This window comes from Dictyobacter sp. Z7_2, assembly GCF_057551105.1.
Window position 1 is genome coordinate 218,717 of the sequence record NZ_BAAJPE010000001.1, and the last position, 22,347, is coordinate 241,063.

14 protein-coding genes are annotated in these 22,347 nt (G+C 52.7%); 7 read left to right on the forward strand and 7 right to left on the reverse strand.

What is annotated here, in order from left to right; translation table 11 throughout:
• Window positions 1-5 precede the first annotated feature (5 nt).
• Genes AC27N8_RS00940 through AC27N8_RS00950 form a run of 3 tightly spaced genes read right to left on the reverse strand, consistent with a single transcriptional unit; the run spans window position 6 to window position 3,681 of the window.
• Complete coding sequence (locus AC27N8_RS00940; RefSeq protein WP_487063017.1) at window positions 6-2,123, reverse strand: xanthine dehydrogenase family protein molybdopterin-binding subunit; 2,118 nt, start codon at window positions 2,121-2,123, stop codon at window positions 6-8.
• Window positions 2,120-3,112, reverse strand: a complete 993-nt coding sequence (locus AC27N8_RS00945) for an FAD binding domain-containing protein (RefSeq protein WP_487063019.1) — start codon at window positions 3,110-3,112, stop codon at window positions 2,120-2,122. The genes AC27N8_RS00940 and AC27N8_RS00945 overlap by 4 nt, the downstream gene beginning before the upstream one ends.
• A complete protein-coding gene (locus tag AC27N8_RS00950) occupies window positions 3,109-3,681 on the reverse strand; it encodes a 2Fe-2S iron-sulfur cluster-binding protein (RefSeq protein WP_487063021.1) in 573 nt (190 codons plus the stop codon). The genes AC27N8_RS00945 and AC27N8_RS00950 overlap by 4 nt, the downstream gene beginning before the upstream one ends.
• A 223-nt stretch (window positions 3,682-3,904) precedes the next feature.
• Between AC27N8_RS00950 and AC27N8_RS00955 the strand changes: the two genes are divergently transcribed.
• Window positions 3,905-4,486, forward strand: coding sequence for a PadR family transcriptional regulator (locus tag AC27N8_RS00955; protein ID WP_487063023.1), 582 nt, complete (start codon window positions 3,905-3,907; stop codon window positions 4,484-4,486).
• 159 nt (window positions 4,487-4,645) lie between these two features.
• Here AC27N8_RS00955 and AC27N8_RS00960 read toward each other — a convergent pair whose 3' ends face one another.
• The 4 genes from AC27N8_RS00960 to AC27N8_RS00975 form a co-directional block, all read right to left on the reverse strand.
• Window positions 4,646-6,349 carry an FAD-dependent monooxygenase gene (locus AC27N8_RS00960; protein WP_487063025.1) on the reverse strand — a complete coding sequence of 568 codons (1,704 nt, stop codon included), beginning with the start codon at window positions 6,347-6,349 and terminating at the stop codon, window positions 4,646-4,648.
• 488 nt (window positions 6,350-6,837) lie between these two features.
• Window positions 6,838-7,482 carry a response regulator gene (locus tag AC27N8_RS00965; protein WP_487063027.1) on the reverse strand — a complete coding sequence of 215 codons (645 nt, stop codon included), beginning with the start codon at window positions 7,480-7,482 and terminating at the stop codon, window positions 6,838-6,840.
• Between the two features lie 13 nt (window positions 7,483-7,495).
• A complete protein-coding gene (locus AC27N8_RS00970) occupies window positions 7,496-9,718 on the reverse strand; it encodes a sensor histidine kinase (protein ID WP_487063029.1) in 2,223 nt (740 codons plus the stop codon).
• 183 nt (window positions 9,719-9,901) lie between these two features.
• Window positions 9,902-10,843: a CPBP family glutamic-type intramembrane protease gene (locus tag AC27N8_RS00975; protein ID WP_487063031.1), complete on the reverse strand. Its 942-nt coding sequence runs from the start codon at window positions 10,841-10,843 to the stop codon at window positions 9,902-9,904.
• Between the two features lie 393 nt (window positions 10,844-11,236).
• On the opposite strand from AC27N8_RS00975, the gene AC27N8_RS00980 reads away from it, so the two are divergent.
• The 6 genes from AC27N8_RS00980 (at window position 11,237) to AC27N8_RS01005 (ending at window position 22,175) form a co-directional block, all read left to right on the forward strand.
• The gene (locus AC27N8_RS00980; protein ID WP_487063033.1) at window positions 11,237-13,669 is read left to right on the forward strand and encodes a reverse transcriptase domain-containing protein; all 2,433 of its coding nucleotides are present in this window, start codon (window positions 11,237-11,239) and stop codon (window positions 13,667-13,669) included.
• A 498-nt stretch (window positions 13,670-14,167) separates the two neighbouring features.
• Complete coding sequence (locus AC27N8_RS00985) at window positions 14,168-15,547, forward strand: arabinofuranosidase catalytic domain-containing protein (RefSeq protein WP_487067882.1); 1,380 nt, start codon at window positions 14,168-14,170, stop codon at window positions 15,545-15,547.
• A gap of 269 nt (window positions 15,548-15,816) precedes the next feature.
• Entirely contained in the window at window positions 15,817-17,271 is a 1,455-nt protein-coding gene (locus AC27N8_RS00990) for a cellulose binding domain-containing protein (protein ID WP_487063035.1), read from the forward strand.
• Between the two features lie 180 nt (window positions 17,272-17,451).
• Window positions 17,452-18,933, forward strand: a complete 1,482-nt coding sequence (locus AC27N8_RS00995) for an arabinofuranosidase catalytic domain-containing protein (protein ID WP_487067884.1) — start codon at window positions 17,452-17,454, stop codon at window positions 18,931-18,933.
• A gap of 99 nt (window positions 18,934-19,032) precedes the next feature.
• Window positions 19,033-20,505: a ricin-type beta-trefoil lectin domain protein gene (locus AC27N8_RS01000; RefSeq protein ID WP_487063037.1), complete on the forward strand. Its 1,473-nt coding sequence runs from the start codon at window positions 19,033-19,035 to the stop codon at window positions 20,503-20,505.
• Between the two features lie 542 nt (window positions 20,506-21,047).
• Window positions 21,048-22,175 carry a glycoside hydrolase family 11 protein gene (locus tag AC27N8_RS01005; protein WP_487063039.1) on the forward strand — a complete coding sequence of 376 codons (1,128 nt, stop codon included), beginning with the start codon at window positions 21,048-21,050 and terminating at the stop codon, window positions 22,173-22,175.
• Window positions 22,176-22,347 lie beyond the last annotated feature (172 nt).

Sequence of the window (22,347 nt, forward strand, 5' to 3'; positions counted from 1 at the left end):
CTTCGCTAGCGAGGAAGCGAGGCAAGCAGTTTATCCAGCGAGAGAGGAAGGTCGCGCACACGCATGCCTGTCGCATGATAGACGGCATTGGCAATGGCGGCGGCTGTCCCAACGAAGCTAATCTCGCCGATACCTTTGGCACCAACGGGGTTAACGTAGGGATCAACCTCATCAATCCACTGGATCTCGACAGTTCCCACATCGGCATTGGTTGCGATATGGTACTCCGCAAAATCGTGGTTGACGTAGTCTCCAAAGCGTGGGTCCATCACACTCTGCTCATGCAGCGCCATTGAGATCCCCATCGACATACCACCCAGAAACTGCGAGCGTGCAGTTTTAGGGTTGATAATACGACCAGCGGCAAACACCCCGAGCATACGTGGCACACGAATTTCGCCTGTATCCACATGGACGCGAACCTCCACGAACTGTGCGCCAAAAGAATGCATTGCATACTGGCCCGCATAGGGACTACGCTGCATCCCACCTGCTACTTCCAGGCCATCCTCCGGTAATCTCCCTCCAAGCTCACCATACAATTTGGTACGGAACTTCTGAGCAGCATCTATGATCGCCGATCCCCAGGAGGCCGTACCAGTGGAGCCTCCGGCGAGCCCGGCCGCCGGGAGATTGCTATCGCCAATCTCTAAATGGATCTGTTCTAAAGACACTTCAAGTGCATCGGCAGCGATCTGAGCAAGAATTGTCCAGGCTCCGGTTCCGATATCCGTGGCACCCAGGAGCACACGATAGTGATCAGGACGTTCCGCACGGATGCTGGCCGTTGAGGGAAAAATTCCTGCTGGATAGGTCGAAGAAGCCACGCCAGTTCCGATGAGCCAGCGTCCCTCCTGCCGTATGCCGGGCTGACGTGAGTGCTGATACCAGCCAAAGGCTTCGGCTCCCTGGCGCAGACAGGCAACAAGGTTACGACTACTGAAGGGCAGACCAGATTCGGGATCGACCGCTGTATCATTCTTGATACGCAACTCGATGGGATCGATGCCGCACGCCTGCGCGAGTTCATCGATAGCCGATTCGAGGGCAAACATTCCTGGGGCCTCGCCTGGAGCACGCATGAAGGTAGGAATCGGCACATCGAGGCGCGCTAACCTGTGTGTTGTGCGCCGATGTGCTGCTGCATACATCATGCGTGTGGCGCTCGCGGCCGGCTCGACAAAATCGTGAATCGTACTCGTCTGCACTACCACGTCATGAGAGATAGCAGTAAGCCGTCCATCCTGCTCGGCTCCCAGGCGTATATGCTGGATCGTCGGTGTGCGATAGCCGACCACCGCAAACATCTGCTGACGCGTCAGGGCCATCTTTACGGGCCTTCCCTTGATCAACTGTGCTGCCATGATCGTCAGAATAAAATGCGAGTGACCGCCTTTCGAGCCAAAGCCGCCTCCAACGAAGGCGGAGATCACACGTACATGTTCGGGAGGAAGATTGAAGGCGACCGCTGCCATATGCTGAACGGCATGTGGTCCCTGATTTGAGTCGTACAGCGTCAAGCTATCATCTTGCCAGAGCGCGATTGTCGCATGCGGCTCCAGGGTATTATGATGATATGCGGGCGTGGTGTAGGTTTGATCCAATTGGACAGGAGAAGACGAGAGAGCCGTCTCGACATCACCATGCTCGGTGTCCGTAGGCATGCCGGCAATCAGCGCTTGCGGCTTCACAAGGTCAGCACGGTCGGCACGCAATTCAGTATCATGAGGCTGCGCTTCATACTGGATAGTGAGGCGTTCAGCGGCCAGGCGCGCATTCTCCAGGGTCTCTGCCACAACCACTGCAATGAATTGTCCACGATAGGCGATACGATCGGATTGCAGTGTTGCCATATCATTATCAGGTCCCAGGAGTCCAACCGGAGCAATCTTTGGCGCATTCTCATGTGTAATCAACCCGAGGAAGCCTGGCACGGCACGGGCGCGTGTCGCATCAATAGCCACGACACGGCCCCTGGCAATCGTACTTTGTACCGGAAAAGCGTACACCACATCCTCGAACTGATACTCAAAGGCATAGGTAGCGGTTCCCGTCACTTTCTTGGGGCCATCAAGACGGCTGATCGGTGCGCCAATAACTGTGGGCTTGGTCGTCTGGATCATGAATTGCTCCCTTCTACAAGCTCTTGCAAAGTACGAACCAGCACATTACGAGCAAGCTGAATCTTAAAAGCATTCTCACGTAAAGGCTGCGCTTCGGCAAGCTCGGCCTCGGCCGCTTGCACAAAAGACGCTTCGGTCGCAGGTGCGCCGCGTAGGACGGCTTCGGCTTTCTGGGCGCGCCAGGGAATAGTTGCCAGACCACCGAACGCCAGCCGCACATCGCGGATCTTCCCTTGATCCACATCGACAGCGGCGGCCAGCGACACGAGTGCGAAAGCATAGGAGGCTCGATCGCGTACCTTGCGATAGTGTGAGCGACTGGCAAAAGGCAGTCCGGGCACCTCAATCGCAGTGATCAATTCACCATGCTCCAACACCGTCTCGCGTTGTGGCTCAGTACCGGGCAGACGATAAAAATCGAGCAAGGGAATATCCCGCTCTCCATGGAGGCCCAACACATGGATGCTCGCGCCAAGAGCCGCCAGGGGAACCGCCATATCAGACGGATGTGTGGCGATACACGCTTCTGAAGTGCCTAAAATCGCCATGCCGCGATGATAGCCTTCGCGCGCAGGACACCCGCTGCCAGGCTCCCGCTTATTGCAGGGCTTGGTGACATCCTGAAAGTAGACGCAGCGTGTTCGCTGTAAGAGATTCCCCCCACTCGTTGCCTGATTGCGAATCTGTCCCGAAGCGCCTGCAAGCACAGCCTGAGCAAGGAAAGGAAATCTTTCCCGAATAAGCAGGTCAGCGGCAAGATCGGAGTTACGAACGAGAGCCCCAATACGCACCCCACCATCGGGGAGCGCCTCGATACGATCGAAGGGCAGTTGTGTAATATCGACCAGCACCTCAGGTTGACTCACACCGAGCTTGAGATGGTCAACGACATTCGTTCCTCCAGCAAGATAGTCAGCATGCGCGACCTGCGAGACCAGAGCGATGGCACTTCCTGCATCCTGGACCCGCTCATATCGAAATGGTTTCATCCGCGCACCTCCCCATCGGCTTTCTGTCCCTGTTGAGTAACCTCAGCAATGGCGGGGACAATGTTCACGTAGGCAGCACAGCGACAAAGATTGCCACTCATCCGTTCGCGAATCTCCTCTTCATCAAGCACAACATGCTGAGCACTCAGGTCGGTGCTTACCACGCTGGGCCAGCCAGCCTCCACCTCGCGTAACATCCCCACCGCCGAACAGATCTGGCCAGGGGTACAATAGCCGCATTGAAAGGCATCGTGCTCGATAAAAGCCTGCTGCATCGGATGTAACTGCTCATCTTGACCAAGTCCCTCAATCGTGATGATCTCTGCCCCCTGGCAAGCGACCGCCAGCGCGAGGCAGCTATTGATACGTCTCCCATTGAGCAAAACAGTGCAGGCCCCACACTGTCCATGGTCACATCCTTTCTTTGATCCGGTGAAAGCAAGATGCTCGCGCAGGACATCGAGCAGGGTGACACGAGAGTCAAGCTCCAGATTATACTCTTTCCCATTTACGTGTAACTTCACAGTCAGCAACTGGATAGGATTCATTGTGTTTGTAGACAAGCTCATGCTAAATCCCTTTTCGCAACTAAAAATGTCAAACATTGACGAATTACTGCTTCACGCTTGCAAGAGGGGTAGATCACTTGCTAGAATAGGGAGGCCCATACGACGCAATAGCCCTATGCTAGTGTGCGACAGACTGCACTATAACACACGCTTTTGTATTATGTCAATTGCTTACATATATATTTTTTTACTATATGTGCTTCTCTAACATAAGGATTTTTTTATGAACACACTGGCATACATCTTGCTGGGAATGTTAGCGCGTGAACCATTGTCAGGATATGATCTTGCAACGATGCTGAAAAAACACTTTGGCCCGTTCTGGGCCATCAGCCTCACCCAAATTTATCCGGCACTGGCCCACTTGGTAGAGGCAGGCTTCACCACCTACCAGATTATCGAACAACAAGCCCGGCACCCGGCGAAAAAAATGTATCAGATTACCGAAGCAGGTCAGGTAGCACTACAGTCCTGGGTAGAATCCTCGACCCCTCCAGCAGTCATACGCGATGAATTTCTCTTGAAGGCCTACAGCCTCTGGGTGGCAGATCCCACACGCATGCAGGCCATGTTTCGAGAGCAGATCACACTGCACCAGGAGCAACTCTCCAGGCATGAGCAGGAATTGGAGTTGAAGCGAACCAGATATCTGGCAATGTCCCAGGGGAACAGTGAATCCTTAGCTATTGCAGAACTGATTTTCAAATACACCATAAGCTATGAACAAAATTATATGAACTGGTGCAGCGATGTGCTCCACTACCTTGAGCAGCGTGAGGAGGCTCATGGGGGAGAAGAGGATTAAAAGGAACATTTCATGTTAGAATTTGCAGGAATTCATCCCCCCTCTTGAGCCTACTCATCCGCTTGAGCAATGACCTTTCAGACAACAAAACCCTCAGCACAAGATCAGTCTTCGTGCAAGGAGCAACCTTGCCCTGCTTTTATGGACAAAGGTCTATTCTCACTTACCAACCAGCTGTTCTGATCTGCTGCTCGTTACCCACTGTGGCAGTTCTTCTGAGAAGAGATCTAGCTGGTGGAGTGATGCACGCAGAGCCAGATGGCCATCAGGGCGAATCAATACAATATCACCATGTTGCACACCTAGTTTGCGATGCACATGTTGTTTGAAATCAATCATTGTTGTCACTGGCAGATCGTGCGTAATTGCCTCGGTGCCTTGCTCAAAGACTGCATATGGTTTGATTGCCTCTCCGCCGAAGCGCTCCAGGTATTGTAAAAACTCTACAATCTGAGCTCGATCCGCCGCAAACTTTTCTGGTTGAAGCTCGATCAACAGAGAATAGGGAGCTTGACGCAAAAGCTCATAGAGGCGAACCACTGTGCTTGTCTCTGTCGTAAGCCGTGCTGGCTTCAGTTCCAGATCGGGAACTCGGTCACCTGCTTGCTTCCCCGGCTTTCCTTTCAGCACCTTATTCAATAGTGAGAGTTGTTCTGCGGAACGATAGGTTATCCCTATTCCGGAGAGCTTTTCACTCATGTGATGCTGGAGCGCGGGGATGGGCATCAGCGTTTTCATAGCGAAATTTCGTCCCGTTCTCATGATGTTATTGGGCACGAGAACACTGCGCAGCATGAGATCCGACTCGTGCAAGATCTGCTTACCAACTCGATGGCGTTCCGTATGATAACTCTCTAACAGACTTTCTGGTGCCTCGCTACGCAGAACCATAGCGAGCTTCCAGGCAATATTGTACGCGTCCTGCACACCGGTATTGAGTCCCTGCCCTCCCGCCGGACTGTGAATATGGGCTGCATCGCCAGCCACAAATACGCGCCCGACCTGATAATGGGCAACCTGACGCAGTTGCGCGGACCAGCGTGTTAACCAGCGTGGCTCGCTCACGCGTATGGGAACTGGAATGATCGCACTGACCGATTCCTGCAACTCAGCCAACGTGAGCTCATCATTAACCGTGCTGTTCTGATAGAAGGTATCAATCGTGGAGATGCGTGTATAGTCGTCCTGAAAAGGCATCAGCACCGCCAGGCCACGCTCACTAGAGAACTGGCTAAGCCCGTTTTTCCCTACCTCACTCTCAACTTTGACATCGGCGAGAAGAGCCGTCCAGGGATACCCTTTCCCGTCGAAGGGCAAGTCCAGTGCGTGGCGGACAGCACTATGGGCTCCGTCGCAGCCCAGTACATACCGTGCCCGGACTGTTTCGTTCTGCCCATTAGTGTGCCGAAGTTGTGCAGTTACTGTGGTAGCATCTTGCTGTAAGCCCATAAATGCCACGCCTCGCTCAATGCTCACTCCTCCTTCGTGTAGATAGCTCTCTAACAGAGCCTCGGTCGTATCTTGCGGAATAAAAAGTACGAAGGGGAAGTTGGTATCAAGACCAAGAATATCCGCTTTCACCATGTCATTGCCTGCACTGAAGCTAACACCGGGGGCAGTATAACCTGTGCGTACGAACGTGTCGGCTAATGGTGCGGATAGGAGTTCCAGGATTTCCAGTGTCCGAGCATGAAGCGCCAGGGCTTTAGTATATGGAGAACGCGCCTCGTCTTTATCAATTAAGCGGCATGAGATGCCACGCTGCATCAGAGCTATTGCGGCAACCAGGCCTGTGGGACCGGCTCCAACGACCAGGACATCAATATCTGTCGATTTATATGAGGAAACTGTCTGCTGGTTCATGCTTTCTCCTTAAACGATACTATTTACTCGCGATAACAATTACTAAAAGTCATGTTCCATGTTTTAAAGCAGCACTTAATACAAGGCAGCAATTCCTGCGCTTCAAATTGGTGCATGTTTGTATAAAAAAACACTTCTAGTAAAGCAGTACTATTCAGTATCACTTCTCCTGCCCCAATGAATGTCTCATAGGATCATACGATCATCGATTACTGCTGTTGCATTACCCCCCTATATTTCCCTCTTCAAATCGCTGATTGTGTTTTTTGCAGACCTCCACATATCCTCTTCCTTCCATCGCTTCTCTCGTCAGTCTTGAGAGGCGGATTGACGATGCTCTGGTCGATTTTTATGCAGTCGCCTATCTCCTCCTCTATCGCTCACAGGCTTTTAGTCTCTTCGCTAGGTCAAGGAACTTTCCTTTTGACATACAGTCACATCACAGCCGGCTCGTTATATAAGGTGGATATCACCATCCTGGCCCGACCTTAGCCCAATCCCTCCTCACGTGCGCGTATGATCGCTTGCGCCCTATCGGCGACCTGTAGTTTGCTGAAGATGTTTGAGACGTAGTTGCGAACAGTGCGCGGGCTGAGGACAAGCTGGGTAACGATTTCGCTGTTATTTTTGCCCTGGGCAATAAGAGCAAGAATCTCTTGTTCGCGAGCGGTGAGTTCGGGAAAGGCGCTGGCGGGTGCCTCGGGCCAGGGACTGTTGAAGAAGGTGATGAGCCGACTGGCGATGGCGGGACTGAAGATAGCTTCGTTCTGTCCAACGGCGCGGATGGCGCGCAGGACGTCGGCCTTCTGAGCATCTTTGAGGATGTAGCCACGCGCACCGGCACGCATGGCGGTGAAGACGGAGTTGTCGTCCTCAAACATGGTGATGACGAGGATGCGAATGTGCGGGCTGGTGTGGACAATCTGACGGATAGCTTCGATGCCGTTGACGCCAGGCATCTGGATGTCCATGAGCATGACGTCGGGCTGGAGTTCGGTGGCAAGGCTAATAGCTTCTTCTCCACTGGTCGCTTCGCCGACGAGTTCAAAGTCGGGCTCGGCACGCACGAGGGTACCAAGGCCGTGGCGGAAGAGGGGATGGTCATCAACGATGACGATACGTAGCTGTTCCATGTCTTTCACTTTCTTACTTGACGAGCGGTATCCGGACACTGACGCGCGTGCCAGAGACACTCTGTTTCTGGTTGTTGATGTTTTCAACGCTATATGTACCACCCAGTTCTTCGGCACGTTCGCGCATGGAGAAGAGGCCGACGCCGGTATGCCTCTTTTGCGGCAGGCCGATTCCGTCGTCGCAGATCTCTATCTGTAAGGTCTGGTCGGCATCAATGAGCGCAAGGTGGACACGGCCATGCCGGGCGTGGGCGTGCCGAACGATGTTGGTTAGAGCTTCTTGTACGATGCGATAGGCGGCAACCTCAACGGCTGCAGGCAGCGATGGTAGAATCTCGGGAGCCTGTACATCTATCTGCACACCTTCTCTGAAAGAGGATCGCTTATCAGATCCGTCGCCCATACTCGCGTCACGCTCACCTCCTGCTACCGACTGGCTGAGTTGCAGAGCACGTTCGCGGATGGCGGCGATGAGACCAAGCTCGTCGAGCGTGGGCGGGCGCAATTCGTAGGCGAGGCGCCGGACGCTGGCAATGGAGGCACGCAACTCGCGTTGCAGTTCGTCGGCCAGTTGCGTCGCGGTTGCAGGATCGCCAGGAATCATTTCACCGACAGTGCTGGCGCTCAGGGCAAGCGCAGCGAGGGTGGGGCCAAGATCGTCATGCAGGTCGCGGCGCAGACGACGACGCTCCTCCTCACGCGCCAGTACGATACGTTCACGCGACTGCTGCAGAGCCAACGCCATACGCTGCAGATCAGCGGCGAGCCGCTGCGCATATACAGCGTTGCCAATCTGATAGGTGAGATCGTGCAGCAGGCGCAGCTCAGGAAGCGTGAAAGTCTCTCCAGGCAGACGAGGGGCCAGCAGCAATTCGCCGACCGGCTCGGACTGAGCCAGCAGGGGAAAGCGTGCATAGGTCTCTTCGCTGCTCTTGCCAAAGGATGCCACAATCGTCGGCGTACTATCATCCTGCTGCAGAGAGATCGCCGCATAGGGTAACTTCAGCGCCAGGGCAACCGTCTCAACGATGGTCGGCAACACGGCGTCCTGCGCTAATGTAGTCTCCAAACGCTGGTTCAGGCGCGAGAGGACCGAGTACGGATCGTCGCGCTCGCCATACACGAGTCGATTGACCGTCCGTTGCAGCCGTTCGCGTAGCGGCTGAAAGAGGATAGCGACGAGACTGGTGGCGATGAGCGCAATGAACAAATTGCCCTGTCCCTGGAAGATGAAGCCCAGACCGCCCACGACCAGTACATAAAGCACAACGACACTGATAGTTAGAGCGCCATAGAGCAGCGTGCGATTGATAATACTATCGATCTCCCATAGGCGTGAGCGAAAGATCGCGAAGCTCATAGAGAGCGGGATCAAAATCAGCAGCGCATAACTGATCGTCGCCAGGATGATGTACACAACGACGTTGCCGGCGATCCCACTGTCCGGGAAAAAGCCGATGATCACATCTAAGCAGGTGAAGCCACTGAGGCCCAGTGCTGTGCCGAAGAGCACCCAGCGCGTCTGCTGGCGCTGAACCTGTGTCGAGCTATACAGATAACGGACCACCTGAGCGACGACCGGGCTGAGGATCAAGACGATAAAGGCCGCCACCGTCAGCAAACGATAGGAAATGAACAGATACAGGAAGAGTGCCGGAGCAAACATATTGATGCCCCAGAAGATCAGCGCTGCCAACACAAACCAGCGTGTCCAGCGCGGCACAAAACGGCCATCGGGAAAGACATAGAAAAAGAGTGGAAGCGAGACAATCCCAACAAAGCTTATGCCCGTTCCCAGCAGCCCCCAGAACGATGGCAGCACAGGAACGGTTTTGGTCACTGCAGAGGCAAAAGTGATCAACGTGAACGACGCCAGCAGTGCGACCTTATCATCGGACTTATGCCAGAAGATCACCCAGCCGATCACAAAGTAGGCAAGCGCGAAAAAGACGTTCAGGCCCGTGAAATACAGCGCCAGGAACGCTCTGGTTGCGCCACTCGCATGAAACACCGGCGTAATACTCTGCGCATCCGCGCAACTACCTGCACACTGAAACAGATAGTGATAGTACGCCGGGATACTGACACAGAAGAGGCCCATGGCAAAGATGACCAGCACCAACCAACTCCCACGCGCCAGCGCCAGCCAGCGTCCCCGCAAAAGCGTATCGGTCGCCATTTGCTGCGAACCATGCGTCTGGGCCAACGGCGCTGCATCCAGCTTTGCCTGCTTCATTCTGACTTCTCCATATTTTTTGATAGACATCTCCATTTCACCTGTGAAAATGTTGCCATATTATAAAGCTATTATTGCATAAGCGTTGCAGCTATGTAGTGAGACGAATGGCTGCCACTTCTGGCGGCAACCATTCGTCTCACATCTTATGACTCACCTCATGGATCTGATGCCCTGTTGATATCACACGGTCACATCATCTACCGCATTTGTTTTTTGTGCGGACGCATCCACGACAGGATTGGTCGTACGCAGGTAGCGCTGGTAGCCCAGTTGCCCACGGGTGAACAGTACAACCAGCACGGCAAGCCCCAACCAGACGGGGAGCAGCACCTGTGGAATCAGCTTCGTCTCAGGGAAAGACGGAAAGAGCGTCACCAGGATACTGGCAGTATTGACCGATGTATGCAGCAGGATTGTCAGTAACAGACTACCTCGAGTATTGTTAAAGATCCAGGTAAAGAAAATGGAAAACGCGATAACGATGATGAAAAATCCTCCAAAGGAGTACAGAAATCCCTCAAGACCACCGGTATTCCCATTATAGCCCGGTTGGAACAGGTACAGGGGCAGATGCCACAGAGCCCAGAGCACCGCCAGGATCAGCGTGCCCCACAGGGGTCCAGGACGCTGCTGTAGTCGAGGTAACGCAAAACCGCGCCAGCCAGGCTCCTCCCCAAATGGGCCACCCGCAATGATCAACGTGAGATAGGTCGTCAGGTAAGCCAGCAAGAAACTGACATCTGGCACATGAAACGCTGGCAGCCCGCCCGCAAGGAGCAACAGGCCCACAAACGCCAGAATCGGCGGGGTCAGCAGCGCGAACAGATACCATACCAGGCCAACGCGCCAGCGCACATAGCGACGCAACAGCGTAACAACCCCTGCCCGCCCTTCGGTAATCGCCGCCATAATAAATGCCGCCAACGTCGGCCCCAGCACCGTCATCATCAACCCATCCCACGGGTACGGCACATGTAAAGGAAAGACGATCGCCAGCTCCCAGAACCATGTCAGTACAAAAGCCAGAATAAAAAATGACACCAACGGGTAGCGCTTCATCAATTGCGCCAGACTATTACTATTCGCATCTACCGTTGAGTGCGAACTATTGAGATTCTCCATCAGTAAACTCCTCATATACTTCTCTGTCACCAGGCACTATGTGAGTAACCAGGCCTACAGGTTTTGTGGCTTGAACTCCTATATATTGCGCCTCTCTCAATCGAACCTGTCTAGAGAGTACATCAGGGGGTGTCACATTGAGATGTGACTGCTGTCACTATTCCTGTCACAAGAAATGTCACAAGCGATGTGATAAATGGAAGAAAAGTACCAGGCCAATTCGTTTTTTATGCTTATTCCACAACCTTTATGGTTTACATACAAAGATCAGAATAGACTCCACTTTATAGTCAAAGACTTTTTGGGTGGTCATTATTCTTCCGGATTATACCAGAGCAAGCAGAATAAAATGAGGGTACCCTATTTACAACAGACGCAAAAAAAGGAATAATAATGGCCAATACTGAATATCACATTGCGCACATGAAATTGCAAGAGTTACGCCAACAGCGGCCACGCTTTTTTCAGGCATATAAAGACTTAGAAATGCAAGTAGAGCAGAGTCAAGAAAAAACGCAACAATTACAAACGCTCTTTACCGAACTTCACAAGATCAAATTGCTCGGAATCGCATTGCATCCCGACGTCGCAAACATGGCCCCCCTCCTCAACGGTCCACAACTTTCGGACGAAACCATCTCTTTCTGGCATGCCCAACTGCTACAGGAGCTATCCCAGGGTCGTTTACGTTCAGAACTGATCTATATTTTCGGCGCCTTGCAAGAGGAATGGATTCAGGAAAAAAGCCAGCTAATGCCTCCCCATCCGGATAGTATTACAGCATCCGAGCATTTTTTAGCGCTCGCCAGCCATCCCTCACAGACCGAGCTTGATGACAGACTACTGGATGAGCTCTTTACTGATCGCAATTTCATGCAAAAAAATGTTGCCACATGGTTCCAGCAGACAGCAAGCGATATCTTAAACCGCCACATCACCAGTAGAGAAGTAGATACCGCCCTTGCGCACCTCCAAGACGCTCGTGATAGCTCCACTGAGATTCGTGGGCAGGCAAAGAGCATCGCACAGGATAGCGTTTTGTGCAAAGATATGGCCGACGCCCTTTCGATTCGCCTCACCCATCTTGACGAGTGGGATTGGCCTGAAAATGGGGTGAGCACATTCTCACGCTGGTCAATGAGTAAATGGCGCTTATTTATCAATTATGACCTTTTTACAACATGTTTTCTAGAAATCTTAGGTGCTCGTCTACAAACCGCTTTTCACGATTTTTTAGCAGAAGAATATGCGGAGAGAACACAGCAATTAAGCAAGCTTCTCTCAGAGCCTTCAGTGGACGCCGAGGAGGCTCAGATAGAGCAAGCGCTTCATCTCTATCGTCTTGCCAACGGTGATATCTGGAAGAACCTTCTCAACTATCCAGACGCACCACTGACAAGAGAGCAACTGAAAACCCATATTGAAGGAGACGATAGCTCCATCGTGAATGTGCGAAAAATAAGGCGAAAAAAGCTACGTAAAAACAGTATAACGTTGAGTGGGTATAAAAGGACTTCTGAGATAAACGGTATGGGATCGGCGCTACAATTTATTAACGCTGAGATTGAGCTCACACGAGCAGCTTTTCCTGATGCTCCGCTTTATGTCCTGAAGCTCGACTTGAAAGATTTTTATCCCACTCTTCCACACGCGCTTTTGCTTGCGGTACTTGAACGCTATGGATTTTCACAGCGCCATCTGGACTTCTTTCGTACATTTCTGGAAATTCGCATTCAGCAGAATGAAGAGCAAACAAGCTTTCAGCGTGGTCTTCCGCTGAACCATCGCCTATCACATATCCTGGGAGAAATGATACTCCATTTATTGGATCAGCATATATTACGACGTGCACATGTACAGATTATTCGTATGGTTGACGATATCTGTATCCTGGCCTCTGATGGGCAACAAATTGTGCAAGCCTGGCAAGCAATACAAGAATTTTGCCAGAGGACAGGACTCACCATCAATCAAGAAAAATGTGGCGCAGTCTGTATTCAGGGACAGCTCCCCCCGCAATTGCCGACATCTCTGCCTGGCTGGTTCTTACTACAATTAAACGCCAGTGGAGCATGGCAGGTTGATATGAAGGCATTTGCAAAGTACCATCAGCAAGCCAGAGAGCAGGTCTTGCATGCATCATCGCTCCTCAGTCAGATTGAAGTCTACAATCAACACGTGCAGAACTTGATCAACGCAACTGCGATGGAAGTGGACCTTGGCAAGGATCATCGGCAGGATATTGGGCAGGTAGCCACTCTATTTCACCAGCATTTCTTTCAACCAGGCTACGGCATGCTTGAGGCCCTCCGGACAGAGATACAGCAGCGCTTCTCCCAGGAGGATCGCATTGTCACACTGCCCGAAGCCTGGTTTTACTGGCCCATTACTGCTGGAGGGTGTGGCTTGACACAAGCCATGATTCTGGCAGAGGGTTATGCTGAGACGCATCGTGTTGCGCCAAACAGAGTCGTGCCAGAAAAGCACACATTCACCTGGCAGAGTGAGTATAACGACTGGCTCTCTCTCTATTCTTCGTTCATCTGGCACGTACACATGAAAGAGCCTGAAGCAACAAAGCGTATGGAGATGCTCGTGAACGACTTTATCCAGCGCAGTAATGAGATGGGAAATAAGCGGCAAACCACGCTCGGGCCATACTGGCGCTGGATCGTCTATATTTATGGCCCGCAAATTATCCAACATCTCGGTTCATTCCGCTTTCTGATTACCGAACTGGTGCCATTACACCTTATCTTACAGCATTACAAGCAAACAATCTCAGATGATAAAGGCCCAGTGGCATCAATGGATAGCCCCTTCTAAATATACTCCTGATATGCGACCGCAACCATAGGGTTTATGCGTTACGCTTGTGAAAACAAAACGACAATCCGAACCGTCTATGTGCGTTGGCGATAGAAGCTGCCAACACACATAGACAATCCTGCTTGAGCAGAGCAATCTCGCCATCCTTTATTTTGCGCGAATGATCATTTACAAAGATTGAAAGCGCATACTTTGTGAAAAAAACTGAAGACTTACGCATTGATATTGCACGTTACACGCATTATACTAGAATTATCACCCCCTAAAGGATGATCTCCTCTTGTAGCGCAGAAAGAACACCAGACTTCCGTCTCGGAGAAACTGATCGGACACCACCGCTGTTTGTTCATCCTTATGGAGAACGATCTTTATAAGGCGATCTATTTGAAAGGACGCAAGAGCGTGAAACAATCTCTCTCATACGCGCAACGCTTATATTTTTGTAGCGGGAGACACGTCCTGGCACTGATTACTGCTGTATGTCTCATTGCCAGCATGCTTGGAATTTCCAGTACATCGGCTATGGCAGCAGGGTCATTACCCTGCGACATTTATGCCTCTGGCGGGACGCCCTGTGTTGCTGCCCATAGCACGGTGCGTGCCTTGTTCGGTGCCTACAACGGCAACCTGTATCAGGTCAGACGCGCTTCGGATAACACTACATTGAACATCGGTGTGCTCTCCGCTGGCGGCTACGCGAATGCCGCTGCGCAAGATTCATTCTGTGCAGGCACGAGTTGTGTCATCACTATCATCTACGACCAGTCTGGTCGTGGCAACAATCTCACCCAGGCACCTGCTGGTGGGGCCGCCTCGGGTCCCGATAACCTGGCAAACGCGAGTGCGTTGCCATTGACGGTTGGAGGCCATCACGTCTACGGTGTCTATATAGCTCCTGGCACCGGGTACCGCGACAACAACACAAATGGTATTGCAACTGGAGACAACGCCGAGGGCGAGTATGCAATCTTCGACGGCACGCATTACAACGGCGGTTGCTGTTTCGACTATGGCAATGCCGAGACCAACAGCAATGACGATGGGAATGGCACCATGGAAGCCATCTACTTCGGCAATATCAAAGTGTGGGGCTACGGTTCAGGCAATGGTCCCTGGGTTATGGCGGACCTCGAAAACGGTCTTTTTTCTGGAGTCAACGCCGGCTATAACAGTGGCGATCAGAGCATCACGTCGCACTACGTCACTGCGATTGTGAAGGGCGGACCCAACCTCTGGGCGATCAAGGCAGGCAACGCGCAATCCGGTGGCCTGACCACGATGTACAGTGGACCGCGTCCCAACGTTGCAGGCTACAACCCCATGCACAAGCAGGGTGCGATTATCCTGGGCACGGGCGGTGACAACAGCAAAGGGGCAGCCGGTTCCTTCTTCGAAGGCGCAATGACTTCCGGTTACCCATCGGACGCCACCGAAAACGCAGTGCAGGCCAATATTGTTGCTGCTGGCTATAATAACGGCGGCGGGACGGCCGGGGGAGTTCTGCGAGGAGTAGGCTCCAACCGATGCCTCGACGTACCGGGAGCGGCTACAGCCAATGCCACACTCCTACAGATCTGGGACTGCAATGGTGGGACGAACCAGCAGTGGACCTCGTTGTCCAATGGCGGACTACAAGTGTATGGCAATAAGTGTCTCGATGTGCCGGGGCACGCCACGGCAGCTGGTACCAGGGTGGAGATCTGGGACTGCAACGGTGGAACGAACCAGCAGTGGACTCTCAATGCTGATGGCACCGTCGTGGGCCGCGAGTCTGGCCTCTGCCTCGACGTAACCGGCTCTGGCACTGCCAATGGCACCGCTGTGGAGCTCTGGACCTGCAACGGTGGTAGCAATCAAAAGTGGACCCGGCAATAATCCTTTCATCCAACAAGAAAGGTCGGTCACGGGTTGGATGCCGCGAACACGACGCCCAACCCGTCATTTCTAACAACTCACACGTAGATTTAGAACCTCTTCCTCGCCTCGTCGTGGGAGCAACAGACGCTCGTATGCCTGGTCTCATCCCTCCTCTAACGTCTATAGGACATGAGTATTGAAGGCTTCGACAGAGGATTTAGATGGTCCACATGAGATACTGATACGCGTAAACGTTCATTTTTAAGGAAGGAAATGGAGAACAATCAATGTCTCTTTCACGCATGAAATGGACTTCATGGCTTAGCCTCATCATTACGGTTTTTCTAATGTCTGTTTGTCTTATAAGCCTGATGACCATACCACAAGTTCATGCCGCGTCCCAAAGCACATCTCCGACCGATCCCAATATCAAATACGTTGGGCGCTGGGACACCAGTTCCAGCACCGTTTACAAAAGCTATTGGCCCGGCGCTTACTTCGAAACGCGCTTTACTGGGACGACCGTCGCTATCAAGCTGGCCAGCGCAGCTAACATCTACACGACGATTGATGGCGGGGCCGATATCCTTCATGCAAACGCGAACGGAACGGTGAATCTCACATCAACGCCGCTTGCTTCCGGTACTCACTTACTACGTATAGCGGCGCGGACCGACTCCGACTACATCGCTTTTCAAGGATTGGTGCTCGATGCAGGAGCTACCACCGTTGCTCCTACGCTCTCTTCAAAACTTATCGAATTCGTTGGGGATTCGATTACAGCAGGCTATTCTGATAGTAAATATGCGCTCTCCGACTACGCATGGCTGATAGGAGAACAACTGGGAGTGCAACACACTCAGATTGCCCAGAGTGGCATTTGCCTGGTCGACAACATACAGTGCTATTCCGCTAATGCTATTGGCATGAGTAGACAGTTCTTCAAATTGCAAAATCCGGCCTTTCCAAACTCTCCAAATTGGGATTTCTCGCGCTATCAGGCTTCGGCAGTCGTGATTAACCTGGGAACCAATGATTCTGGCTTCAGCAGTGCCAATAGTGCATTTCAGTCAACCTATATCACGTTTCTACGCAATATCCGCAATGTCTATCCTGCGGCACGTATTTTTGTGCTCAGAACCTTCTCAGGGGCAGAAGCCGCCCCCACGCAGGCAGCGGTCCAGGCCGTTGGTGACAGCAATACACAGTATGTGGATACCGCAGGATGGTTAAGCTCCTCTGATTATAGTAGTGATGGAATTCACCCAAACGACGCCGGGCAGGTCAAAGTTGCCAATCGACTTGGCCCGATTATTAGTGCGTACCTGGGAACTGTGCCAACACCAACACCAACGCCGACCCATACACCTACACCTGGTTCCACTCCAACAGCCACACCTACGGGAACAACAGACGCAAGTTGCAGTGTGCATTACGCAGTTACTAATCAATGGCAGGGAGGCTTTGGGGCAAGTATCACCATCACCAATACCAGTTCGACCGCTATCAATGGCTGGAGTCTGAAGTTCTCATTCCCCAGTGGGCAAACGATCTCCCAACTCTGGAACGGCACGGTGACCCAAAGTGGCAGCGCAGTCACCATTACCAATACTTCCTACAATGGTGCTATTCCCGCCGGGGGAACCTTAAGTTCTTCTCCTGGCTTTAACGGCTCTTGGACAGGGAGCAACAGTCCACCAACCACCTTCACTTTGAATGGGGCGGCTTGTAGCATCGTCTGATCATCTTTTCCTGTCACCACGTGCACTCTGAAAAAATTGTACGCGGTGCCAGGAACCTGGAGCGTTGATGCTTCAGCTTAGCCAGGCTACAAAAAAGGAAACAAAGACGTGAAATCAATAAACGCAAACCATCACCTTCTGCATACTCGCCACAAGAAAACTCTCCTGGTGGGACTTATTATGGCTACGGTCATCGCTTTCAGCGCATTTAGTCTTTTTAGCCCGTTTGCTACGTCCCCTACCACTGCCCGTGCAGCAACACCGCTATCCTGCGATATTTATGCTTCCTATGGCACACCATGCGTCGCAGCTCATAGCACCGTGCGTGCGCTTTTCGCGGCCTACAATGGACCTCTCTACCAGATCCAACGTGCATCCGACAAGCAGTATCTCGACATCGGCCTTCTGTCGGCGGGAGGGGACGCTAACGCAGCGCCACAGGTCTCGTTCTGCGCGAATACAACCTGTACGATTACCAAGTTATACGACCAGACCACCAACCATAATGACATGCCAATCTCCTGGGGAGGCTACTGGAAAGGTCCAGGCCCCAACGGGTCAGATATCGGAGCGAATGCGATGGCGCTCCCAATCACCATCGCCGGTCACCAGGCATACGGAGTTAAGGTCACACCCGGCGTTGGCTACCGCTTCGACAGTGCCAAAGGCGTCGCTACCGGCTCCCAGCCTGAAGGATTGTATATGATGACCTCGTCGAATAATGTGAACGGTCAGTGTTGCTTCGACTATGGGAGCGGCGAGACCTCACACACCGACACAGGCAATGCGACCATGAATGCAATCTACTGGGGTACCGCCTGCTGGTTCGGTACATGGGCAAACAATCCCTGCGTTGGGACTGGTCCCTGGGTGGAGGCTGATCTAGAAAATGGCATGTACCACACCAATACTGGTTCCAACAAAGACCCGAACAACCAGGGCATCCACTTGCCATTCGTCAGTGCCTGGCTGAAGAATAATGGCACCAGTAACTTTACTCTCAAGTACGGCAATGGGACCAGTGGTAGCCTCACCACTCCCTACTCGGGAGCACTTCCGAATGGCTACTCACCAATGAAGTTACAACCTTCGATTATTCTGGGTACTGGTGGCGATAATAGCGATTCTGATGAGGGTGAGTTCTTCGAGGGAGCTATTACTGCTGGTTATCCCTCGGATGCAGCGGAGAACGCTGTTCAGGCCAGCCTTGTGGCAGCCGGTTATGGGAGCAGTACGTTACCAACGCCCACACCTACCCCAACGCAGGGTGTGACACCAACGCCCACACCAGGGACCACGCCAACGCCAACGCCCACATCTACACCTGTCTCCGGTGCCAGTTGTAGTGTGCATTACGCAGTTACCAATCAATGGCAGGGAGGCTTTGGGGCAAGTATCACCATCACCAATACCAGCTCAACCGCCATCAATGGCTGGAGTCTGAAGTTCTCATTCCCCAACGGGCAAACGATCTCCCAACTCTGGAACGGCACGGTGACCCAAAGTGGCAGCGCAGTCACCATCATCAATGCCTCCTATAACGGCTCCATTGCACCGGGGCAGACACTCTCTTCTGCTCCTGGTTTCAATGGTTCGTGGACAGGCAGTAATGGCTCACCGACCGCCTTCACCCTGAATGGAGCAGCTTGTAGCGTCGTCTAATCCAATTTTCTCGGTCATCGCGTGCGCAGGGAAGAAGAGTACGCTCTTCATATTCAAAGGCACATCGATGGTGCCTGCTTCACAAGGAGGATCAACAGTATGTTTTATTCACGCATGATGCGACGAATGTGTATATTGAGCGCATTACTTATGCTATTTGCGCTTGTGGCACTACTGGGAACGACACAGATTGGAAATATACCTGCTGCCCAGGCAGCGAGTAACACCAGTCAATTCCATGGAGTAAACTGGGCCAACCCCAATGATAACTTTATCACGAGCAACCTGGTTCCGGTTGGTCTGTCGACATCTGATAATTACGCCACCACCTACACCAAGGCGACCGCAATCCTGAAAGGGTTTCAGAGCCTGGGAGCCAACACCGTACGGTTGCCATTCAACGCCGCGACCACGTCAGGATCATGGTGGGGGAGCTACACAGCAGCGTGGGATGCAGCCTCGGCATTGGGAATGAAAGTCGTCGTCGCGCCATGGCTCCAGGGCGGCACCGTCAGCGATACCTCATCGTTCTACACCATGTGGGACACTGTGATCAATAAATATGGTGGGAACAGCAACTTCTACTTCGATATCATGAACGAGCCCTATGCCTACAGCGCCACCAATCTGACCAACTTCGAGGCCGCCTGGCTGGCACGCTATCCGAACCTGCCACGTGGTCAGGTGATCGTTCCCGGTCTGTACTCTGACACCAACCTATGCGCGGTCGGTGCTGACTCACGCCTGAACGGCACACTCTTATCGATCCATATCTATGGCATGTTCGGTGACTCGCACACCACCGAGGCAGGCTGGGTCACAGACTTCCAGAATGCTCTATGTGGTTACTCCAGTCGCGCCGTGCTGACTGAGTTCGGCGTCCCGATGAATACTGGCGTCAACTACAATGGTCCGAAGGATGGCAACAACGACCTGTCGTACCTGTATGGAATCACTGATACCGTCCGTAGCCTGGGCATGGGTTCGATCCTGTGGACCGGCGTCAAGCAAGCGACGCAAACGAGTGGCCCCGGACCTTGCGAGAACGCATCGTGTGCCATCACCTCGCTCAACGGCAGTGGCACCACTCTCTCATTGAGCATCACCAATCAGTCTGGTCTCGACCGGCTCCAGTACGGCTGGGGTCAGACCAACAACGCTGGCGGCGGAGGTGGGAGCGGCAGTACAACCGGGGTTCTGCGGGGTGTAGGCTCCAGCCGGTGCCTCGACGTGCCGGGAGCGGCTACGGCCAACGGCACACTCCTACAGATCTGGGACTGCAACAGCGGGGCGAACCAGCAGTGGGCCTCTCTATCCAATGGTGAGCTGCAGGTGTATGGCAACAAGTGCCTCGACGTTCCGGGCCACGCCACAACGGCGGGTACCAGAGTGGAGATCTGGGATTGCAACGATGGGGCAAATCAGCAGTGGACACTCAACTCCAATGGCACCATCGTTGGTCACGAGTCTGGCCTCTGCCTCGACGTGGTTGGCTCTGGCACTGCTAACGGCGTCGCCGTGGAGATCTGGAATTGCAACGGTGGTAGCAACCAGCAGTGGACTCGGAGCTAATCCCATTTCAGCATATTCTCCCGGGTTCGCCAGCAGTATCTACAAGGACAGAGGCTCATAATGATTTCTTGAACAATGAGCCTCTGCCCAAAAAGTGAGTAAAAAGTGAGTAGTTAGATCGCTCTGAACCGTTATGCTGCTCACATCTCGGGACAAAATGAACGAAATTCATGTATTACGAGCAGAAGTGTTGAAAAATCCAAGCGTATTCAGGCGAAAATCCAATCATTCTCCTGGAGAACAAGCAGTTTGATGACATTTTTCCCACCAGAAGAGTAGTTGGTAAGCAATTAGCTTCATAGAAGGATTTACAGAAGTTGACACAGAAAAATCTCTATGGTATATCAATCGTAGGTTTGCAAGCGCTTGCAGAAAAAGTTGCTTACCGTCCTGGCAAATGATGATAATAGCCAGAGGTAAGCGAGGTACAGTTGGACATACACTTCCACCAGAAGCCTGGTCACAAGTTAGTCGAACTGTTGTTTCACTGATCGGAGAAGGATTTCGATCAGCATTGTCGCTTATAATGCAAGGAGAAGCTCATGAAGAGCCAAGGGCGCATTCAACTTTTAACGGTCCCCAGAGCAGCGCTGGTGCTGTGCGCGCTCGCAATTGTTGCAACCTCTCTCTTTTTGTACTCCACATCCCCGGCACGTGCGGCTTCGTACTGCCAGGTGAATTACAGCGTCACCAATCAGTGGTCAGGAGGCTTTGGAGCCAGCCTCTCTGTTCAAAACACCGGTACCTCGGCCTGGTCGAGTTGGACGCTGAGCTGGACGTTCCCGGCCAGTGGTCAGGCGGTCGCGCAGGGATGGAATGGCACGTTTTCGCAATCTGGCCAGAACGTGACCGTGACCAACGTCAGCTACAATGGCAGTGTTCCCGCTAATAGCACGCTCAATTCTCCGCCAAGCTTTAATGGCAGTTGGACAACCAGCAATCCTGTTCCGACAAGCTTCTCGGTGAATGGAAATGTTTGTGGCGGATCAATTTCACCAACGCCGACCCCAACCCCGGGCGGCACGACTCCAACTCCAACTCCGGGTACCACTCCCACACCTCCGCCCTCGTGCGGCACTGGCAATACCGTCACCATAACCTCGAACCAAACTGGCACCAATAATGGCAACTACTTCTCGTTCTGGACCGCGGGTAGTGGATCAGTCTCCATGACCATGAGTCCGTGTGGTAACTACAGGACTCAATGGTCCAACATTGGGGACTTTGTTGCCGGTAAAGGCTGGGCCACCGGCTCATCTCATTCCGTAACCTATTCAGGCAGCTTCAACCCGTCCGGCGGCGCCGCTTATCTGGCTCTCTACGGATGGACGACGAACCCACTTATTGAGTATTACATTGTGGATAACTGGAGCGGCTATAATCCCAGTTCCGGGGCAACATTCAAGGGCACAGTTACCAGTGACGGCACTACGTACAACTTATATGAATCCACGCGGGTCAACCAGCCTTCCATCATAGGTACCGCAACCTTCAACCAGTATTGGGCTGTCCGGCAGTCGACGAGAACGGGCGGGACCATAACGACCAGCAACTTTTTCAACGCATGGGCCAGTCATGGCATGAACCTCGGCACGTTCAACTACCAGATCCTCGCAACAGAGGCATTCAGCAATGGTAGTGGGAACTCCAACATAACCGTCTCAGGTTAAACGGCATCAGTACAGGCAACCTCAGACTCAGCAAATCAAGCTGACTGGCGCGCCCAGAGCAGCGAGAAAAAGGAACGCCAGACTCTGCCAGGATAACTTGTCAACGTCATCCCGGCAGAGTCTGGCATCTCAGCAGATTGTTCTGGGTTTTCGTTCCGACTGTGAGAAAGCC

Bases quoted from the DNA above. Each gene is read 5' to 3' on its own strand.
- AC27N8_RS00985 (WP_487067882.1), top strand. From the start codon at position 14,168: ATGCTTGGAATTTCCAGTACATCGGCTATGGCAGCAGGGTCATTACCC.
- AC27N8_RS00975 (WP_487063031.1), bottom strand. From the start codon at position 10,843: ATGGAGAATCTCAATAGTTCGCACTCAACGGTAGATGCGAATAGTAAT.
- AC27N8_RS00940 (WP_487063017.1), bottom strand. From the start codon at position 2,123: ATGATCCAGACGACCAAGCCCACAGTTATTGGCGCACCGATCAGCCGT.
- AC27N8_RS01000 (WP_487063037.1), top strand. From the start codon at position 19,033: ATGTTTTATTCACGCATGATGCGACGAATGTGTATATTGAGCGCATTA.
- AC27N8_RS01005 (WP_487063039.1), top strand. From the start codon at position 21,048: ATGAAGAGCCAAGGGCGCATTCAACTTTTAACGGTCCCCAGAGCAGCG.
- AC27N8_RS00950 (WP_487063021.1), bottom strand. From the start codon at position 3,681: ATGAGCTTGTCTACAAACACAATGAATCCTATCCAGTTGCTGACTGTG.
- AC27N8_RS00990 (WP_487063035.1), top strand. From the start codon at position 15,817: ATGTCTCTTTCACGCATGAAATGGACTTCATGGCTTAGCCTCATCATT.
- AC27N8_RS00970 (WP_487063029.1), bottom strand. From the start codon at position 9,718: ATGAAGCAGGCAAAGCTGGATGCAGCGCCGTTGGCCCAGACGCATGGT.
- AC27N8_RS00955 (WP_487063023.1), top strand. From the start codon at position 3,905: ATGAACACACTGGCATACATCTTGCTGGGAATGTTAGCGCGTGAACCA.
- AC27N8_RS00945 (WP_487063019.1), bottom strand. From the start codon at position 3,112: ATGAAACCATTTCGATATGAGCGGGTCCAGGATGCAGGAAGTGCCATC.
- AC27N8_RS00960 (WP_487063025.1), bottom strand. From the start codon at position 6,349: ATGAACCAGCAGACAGTTTCCTCATATAAATCGACAGATATTGATGTC.
- AC27N8_RS00965 (WP_487063027.1), bottom strand. From the start codon at position 7,482: ATGGAACAGCTACGTATCGTCATCGTTGATGACCATCCCCTCTTCCGC.
- AC27N8_RS00995 (WP_487067884.1), top strand. From the start codon at position 17,452: ATGGCTACGGTCATCGCTTTCAGCGCATTTAGTCTTTTTAGCCCGTTT.
- AC27N8_RS00980 (WP_487063033.1), top strand. From the start codon at position 11,237: ATGGCCAATACTGAATATCACATTGCGCACATGAAATTGCAAGAGTTA.